General features: G+C 53.6%; 6 protein-coding genes. All 6 read left to right on the forward strand.

Features of this window, described 5'->3' with window-relative positions:
• The first annotated feature begins 410 nt into the window (after positions 1-410).
• The 6 genes from HNR46_RS19955 (at position 411) to HNR46_RS19980 (ending at position 6777) form a co-directional block, all read left to right on the forward strand.
• Positions 411-3749, forward strand: coding sequence for a protein-arginine deiminase family protein (locus HNR46_RS19955; RefSeq protein ID WP_184022381.1), 3339 nt, complete (start codon positions 411-413; stop codon positions 3747-3749).
• Between the two features lie 7 nt (positions 3750-3756).
• Positions 3757-4914 carry a hypothetical protein gene (locus HNR46_RS19960; protein ID WP_184022383.1) on the forward strand — a complete coding sequence of 386 codons (1158 nt, stop codon included), beginning with the start codon at positions 3757-3759 and terminating at the stop codon, positions 4912-4914.
• Between the two features lie 313 nt (positions 4915-5227).
• Positions 5228-5416, forward strand: coding sequence for a hypothetical protein (locus tag HNR46_RS19965; protein ID WP_184022385.1), 189 nt, complete (start codon positions 5228-5230; stop codon positions 5414-5416).
• Positions 5417-5504: 88 nt separating this feature from the next.
• On the forward strand, positions 5505-5717 hold the full coding sequence (locus tag HNR46_RS19970) for a hypothetical protein (protein ID WP_184022387.1): 213 nt from the start codon (positions 5505-5507) through the stop codon (positions 5715-5717).
• Positions 5714-6271, forward strand: coding sequence for a hypothetical protein (locus HNR46_RS19975; protein WP_184022389.1), 558 nt, complete (start codon positions 5714-5716; stop codon positions 6269-6271). The genes HNR46_RS19970 and HNR46_RS19975 overlap by 4 nt, the downstream gene beginning before the upstream one ends.
• A gap of 2 nt (positions 6272-6273) precedes the next feature.
• Positions 6274-6777 carry a hypothetical protein gene (locus HNR46_RS19980; protein WP_184022391.1) on the forward strand — a complete coding sequence of 168 codons (504 nt, stop codon included), beginning with the start codon at positions 6274-6276 and terminating at the stop codon, positions 6775-6777.
• The last annotated feature ends 119 nt before the right edge of the window (positions 6778-6896 follow it).

Genomic DNA, 6896 nt, shown 5'->3' on the forward strand with positions numbered 1-6896 from the left:
ATGGTTCCTACCACGCGGCGGGCGATGCCTCTGCGGTGCCTTCGATCTTCGGGATGAATGACGAGGGCTGGGTGCTGCACGGTCCCCCTTTTCAGTTGTGGTTTGGACCGGTGCAGGTGCCTGTCGGGCATGTGCTGCGGGTGCCGACCTCGAGCTCCCCGGCGACGATGCGGATGGCAGCGGCATCCGGGTGGTTGTATGGGCAGAGTTCGGCCAGATCACGCCCCTTTGATCTGCGGTTGAGCCAGGATTCCGATGGGGACGAGATGCCGGATGATTGGGAAGCGCTCTATGGACTCAATCCACACGATCCGCTGGATGGGCAGGCGGATGCGAATGGCAATGGGATCAGCAACCGCTCGGAGTTTCATCTTCGCCGGAACCCCCTGGCCATCGGCGATGCCGCTGCGTTGGAAATCGACCTGCGTCCGGGCATTGATTCAGACGGCGATGGGATTCCGAATGTGTGGGAATGGCGGTATGGGCTGAATTTCAGCGACGGGGAAGATGCAGGGGGCGATGCGGATGGAGATGGGATCAGCAATTTCGACGAGTATCTGCACCGTACGAATCCGACTCAGGGAGATACGGATGGCGACCGCCTGCCGGATGGGTTGGAAGTGTCGATCGGGACCTCCCCGACGGATGCCGACACGGATCACGACGGAATCCCCGATGGCGAAGAGGACCAGGACGACGACGGGAGTTCGAACTATTGGGAACACGACGGCAACAGCGATCCGACGGACCCGCAGTCATTGCCGGAGCTGAAAGTGATGATGTTCGTCGCGGAGGTGGATCGGACCTACCGGGCGTCGGACTATTCCGACCCGGATTGGGCGTATCGCTCGACGCATCTGTTGAGCACCGGCGTGAGCGCCTTGATCAACGGGGGTGCTATCGAGCAGGAAGAACTGGAAGATTGGCTGGGCCTAAGCGAACTGAATTGGCCCGCCTACCCGCCGGTTCCGGGGGTGATCGATGTGACCATGGGGAAACAGAAATTGAGCCGCCAACAGGATTTTCCCGAGCAACCCCCGGCGGGATGGGGAGCCTGGGATCTCCCACCTTTGGAGGCGGTGATGGGGAGCTTCCATTTCCATTCACGGGAGGTGACCGTGCCGGATGGCGGAAACGGGGAGGAAATGAGCTACCTCAAATACTGGGGGACCCATGCGACGAAGAAAGTTTGGGTGTTGCTCAACCGGAGACTCACCGAAGACCTTGAGGTTCCGTTCCTGAAGATCTCGACGAAGGCCTCGACCTTGGACTACCAAAACGAAGGGACGTGGTATGAAGGGGCGATCAACGAAGCGACGAAAGTCACGCTAGGCGACCCAGAGGTGGTGAAGCTGACGGTTCGTGCAGGGGAGAATGTGTCGGAAACGGGCGTGGTGTTGAACCCTTTGGAAGCGAACGAAGGGACCTTTGAGAACGAGAGGCGGTATGATGTGGACCTCTTGCCGGTGGACTTAGCGGTAGACACAGACCGGAGCGGCACAATTGAACTTGGTGCTGATAGTGCGGACGAGGACCAGTGGACCAAAGAACGTGGTGCCATTTATGCGGTGAACTTTGACCGTGATGGCGACAATGCATCAGGCGGGGAAAAGCGTCCAGACGCCATCTATTTTGAAGACAATGGTTCCAGTAGCAATGAGGACTGGGAAATAGAAAACGCGGCTGATGAAGAGGACATTGCACCGATGGTCATTGCCGCTATGGAAAGCTTGCCCGACGATTTCAAGGTGTTCCTCAAGGTGGAGGAAGCAGAAGACATGCGGGCGATCCACCTCTACAAGAAGATTGAAGCGGGAGAAAATGCGATTTGGGGTTCGCATGGAGATCCGTCGGCAGCCCCTTGGGCTGGAAATGACGACAATCCCACAGACAACCTCATTGAGATCACCAAGTGGGTCAATCCCAATGCCACGGACTATGAGGAGACACGAGATGGAGGGACAGGTGATTACACCTTTGGCATTGAGGGGCTTGTGTTGCGGGGCATGGAAGTTGATGGAGGCTCGCTGGACGGCCAAACCCGGAACCCCATGCATTCGGGCAAGTTCAGCGGAGAAATCCAATTCAGCTTGGAAATCCGCGACGAGAACGACAATGTTGAAGGATCGGATCTAAGCCCGGTTCGCCTCCGGGTTGCCCCGTGGCTCATGATCAGCCGTGATGAGCCGTCCGAGGAAATTTGGACAGCGGACTTGGGGGCAGAAAATGCCCCATTCCGAAATGAGGCTTTGAATGGACGCTATGCCGGACTCAGTCACTCCGGCCAATTGCGCACAGTGGCATCCTTTGAACGTTGGTTCCAGGATCACCTTGAGATCGGGTTTACCCAAAGACCGGGAGGCCCCAAGACTCATATGGTGTTCCGGGTTCCCTATAACAGGGGACCTGGATCAGCACAACCTGATTGGCCGGTTGAGAATCTGCTCAAAGAGGATGTCGGAATTTTCCAGATTGGAATTGATGGCAATGGCTCTGGAGTGCACGCAGCCTCGGGCAACTATGGAGGCAACATTGAGGTGCTGACACCCAATACAACCAACCCCCTTGGCCTAGTGATGATGGGCAACAATGCCTCCGGCAAGATGAAAGCATTTATCGAGGCCCAGGAGTTTCAACAGGATAATGCCGGAAGTTTCAGTGCCAGATCTGATTGGCTGATCGTCGGACACATTGACGAATACACATCATTTTTATCAGGGGGACGTATTTTCATTTCGGATGCCCGCCAAGCAATTGAACTGCTTCAGTCAGAGATCCCCGTGGCGGATCGAGCCAAGCGCGTGTTTTTTGCCACAAACGGAAATACCCTGACAGGCACCGTCACGGCAGATACCGCAGAAACAGACGGCCCCGCAACGCCACTGGATGAGACGAGGCTCATTTACACGGGGCGCAATCATGTTGCTCAAGGAGATAACTATCAGTGGATAAGATTCTACGATGGCAACGCAAAGGGGCATGTGGCCAAGGTCAAGCTACATGATGGATTTCTTGAGGTGGAGAATATTCCGGGAACCACGGCAAAAGCCATTTTTTATACCGGAATATCAATGAATGAATATGAAGAACAGTCTAAAATTGCCGGAGTTCTCATGTCGAACCCGTTTGAATGGGGTGCCCTTCCCCAAAGTGGGGATGATTTTGTTTTGGTCGAGAATACCAAGTTTTGGCAGCCAGCTCATATTGGGAGCACATTTTTTGCTTATGATTTTAATGGCGACGGCGTAAGTGAGGGAATGCCCGCGTTCATTACGGTTAAAGAAGTATTAGGAGATGTTGGGCTAGATAATTTTGTGCAGTTTAATTATTCAGATGTCGCGGGGGTAATCAATGATGATGGGGAAAGTCCAATTAGGTCTGCGGCTGGTTCCGCTTCACCACATTTCATTCCTGTTCCTAGCCTTTTTTTCGGGCGCGATCTTCCAAGCGGAACTGATGTTGAAAGTCCAAATCCGACAACGGGCTTGGGCGGTTCGGTTGCCTTCAATCCTGGTCCTACCAATCTACAGCCAGTGAATGGATGTCTCTATGTGCCAAGACAATTCGGACCGGTGAATGCGGCGGGCGAAGACATCTTTGAAAAAGTTATAAAAAACGCAGTCCAAGAATCTGTCTACTTTGTTGATTGCTGGGATTCTTATCACACTGCCCTTGGGGAGATCCATTGCGGATCCAATGTTAAAAGAATGCTGCCCAGCTGGAAATGGTGGGAGAAAACCAATCAATAACATCAACATGATCACTTGCAAAAATATAATCTTATTTTCCGCTATTGTGATATCACTTGCATCTTCTTCGCATGCGGGGAATTCAGGAGTTCTTTCAGATAAAATTAATGAATTTCTCGAAGAGCGAGAGACGGTCACCGTTGAAAAATCTGATGATTCACAAAAAGAAGAAGGTGAATGGGAATGGAAATTGCGGACGGGTAGCATGACTCAGCAGGCGTATCGCGATTATCTTGAGAAGATAGGAATGGCAGCGCAACAATCAAACAATAACGAATTAGCAATGTTGTCTCCTGCTGAACGGGAAATCGCTGATTTGGCCGCGTGGTTTATGAAAAGAGAAAACCAAATTAAATGTGATGAGTTAGTTGCTTGGTATGGAGGTTATGCTCACGAGCTTCCTGACAAGTATCTTGAGGAATACATGTCCCCCAGCATAAATGCGGCAAGGAAATTAGGCGCAACTGGTGAAACTCTTGGCGGGATAAGAAAAGGTTTGAGAAAAGGGCCAAAAAACTATGCTCTAATCATCCCGTATCGTCCCCCAGTCGTCGAACTACGCGACGAGCATGTGACGGATGCCTACCTGCCTGCTTGGGAGTTTTGGTTGATGGCGCCACCTTCCAGAAAACGAGACTTCATTGGAGGAAGAATTAATAAAGCCTTACTGGAAATTGGTGATGAGAATGTAATCCCCCTTTTGGTGGAAGCTGCAAAGAACGATGCCAAGAGTTGGAAGGGTAGAACGATTGACTCTAGTCCTCAAAGGCAACTTCAACTCCAGCAGGACACCCTATTTGCCTACACCAATCTAATCTGCAGCATGCCTAGGGAAAAGACTTTGGACGCCCTGCTGGAAATCAATCGCTATGCGATTGCGAATGATTTGAATGGTGAGGATTACTATAAAAGTATCACGCGCCACATCATTCGCCGCTTGGCTTCCCGCCGAGCCTATGCCGATCAACTGATTGATCCGAAGATGCAGGAAATCATCGCTCGCCAAGATCGCAACGAAGAACCGGAAGACATCCCTCTCACAGATGAACTCTGGAAGGACTATAAGCCCCTTCTTGAAGCCTCTCTTGCGGCAAAGACAGATGAAACGCCACAGGCCGACATTGAATTGATCACCTCTGCTCTCGAAATCATGCCCGAGGAGTAAATGCACCCGTACGCTGGCGCAGAAACGAACCCCACCCCAAGCCGTCCAAGCAACCGACCGCTCCGGCACGCCCCGTGCCTTTGAGGTGCCTACCAGCGGCTTCGCCGGTCGAAGAACAAGGCACCTCGCACGGGGCCCCTTCCGCTCGCTCGCAGGTGGTTCGGGGGCGGTCGTCGGGCCTCGATGGTCGGCTCTGGCGGCTCATTCTTCGCACGCCAATTGCCTCCCCTCGGCCACTCCCTTCGTTGTGTTGGAGACCGGGCGTCGGCTGCTCCCGCCGTCACCGCTCCCGCTGGTCGCTTTCGCTGCGCTCATGCCGGACGCAGCCGCAGACCTGCCAGCCCCGGCACTGCGGTCGCTTGAAGCTCCCTTGGTCCGTGTCTGTCAGGCGCCCTCGTTCCGCCGCATCAGCCAGGACGTCGCCAGCGACGCCGACGTGAAGAAGCTCAAGAGCATCCTCCAGGAACTCGAATTCGAATGTCCACTCTTCGCAGCACCCTGAACATCATGAGAAAAATCAAACTGGTCGCCTTCCTCGTCGCGGTCGTCGCGAGCTTCGTCTTGCCCGCTTCCGCGCAAAGCCCGTCGCGGTGCGTCTCGAAGATCACCGACGCTCTGAACGCCTCGGCCAGCAGAACGAGTTCGATTTCCTCAAGGCGCGGGAAATCATGAACGAGTTCGACTTCGGCACGGTTCAGGCCGCCGTGTCCGATCCCGCGAAAGCGGCCGCGTTCAAGCGGGTCTTCACGTCACTGAGCGAGTTCTGCGATCTCGCCGGGAACAACTTTCGGCGAAAGGGATGAAGGGTTACACGAAGCAGTCAGGCCAGCTCATCGACTCATCCGACCTAGCAAAGGCGGACGGGAACATAGACAAGCTCAAAGGAGCGTTCATCCAGGGAGGTATCTTCAAGGGAGCAGACTTTGATGGGGTGATGGCGACGCTAGGCAACTCGACGAAGTTCGACATCGATGGAGCGACTGGAACGTTCACCTCCAAAGCCAGCGGAGCTAAGTATGCCAAGCATCCCCAGGGGTCATTTGCAACGCAAACCGGAGGTGCCGGTGGAGAACCGGACTCGATCACTCACATCATTCGAGGACACACGAGCAATCAACTAACCGATAGCCTCACAGCGCAAAAGTCCATTTTTGCTGATGCAACAAAGGTGCTCGACTTGATTGATGACGCCATGAAGCTTCCAGCATCAAGCCGAACCTCTCTCGGTGGAGGAGCGTTTTGGGTCGATTTGGGCAAAGCTGTTGGAACTGACATCAATGGCGCTGCTACCACAAAAATCCGCATCGTCCTCCGTGGTGGGACCACTGATGTGATCCACACCGCATTTCCTCATTAAAGATGATCGCTTCTGTCAAAGATTGGATCGAGAGCACCCTGCTTGAACAAGATCGAATTGCATTCGAGAAGATTGGCCCTCAGCGTCTAATATTTAAGATCGCGCATCGAGCGCCATTGGTATCACTTTTTCTTGATCCTCCTCCCGTTGCTTCTGTTGACTGGGTGCGATGCGGTGGAGGGCCACTTACTGACAGTCTTTTTGAGCGGTTGTCGCCAGTGGTTAGCCCCCGCCAATGCACATGGTTCTTCGTTTCGATGCCCCAAGATGAATACACGGTCTTGAAGTGGGTGGCTCCGCTGAACATGGCTACATGGAACTCCAGCAGACTTTACGCTTTCGAGAATGCCGGCTCAGAGGGTGGAGCGCAGTCGTTATGTTTGGCGATTGGAACTGAGTCGCTTCTTGTGTTCACGCTGAAGGATGGTTTTGAAATAGCTTATTACGGCCCCGATGGCCTTTGGGAAGAAATCGTCTCTGCCCTTTACACTCATGGGAGCAGATAGCGAGGCCAAGCTTCGTTTGATCGTTAGACCCTTTGCCAAAAGTCTTTTCCGAAAAGGGTGAGGAAAGACTTGTACGACTGTTTGAAATGGACGACCCTGCGGGATCGGCCGTTCCCGAC

Source organism: Haloferula luteola (assembly GCF_014201715.1).
In the GTDB taxonomy this organism is placed as follows: domain Bacteria; phylum Verrucomicrobiota; class Verrucomicrobiia; order Verrucomicrobiales; family Akkermansiaceae; genus Haloferula; species Haloferula luteola.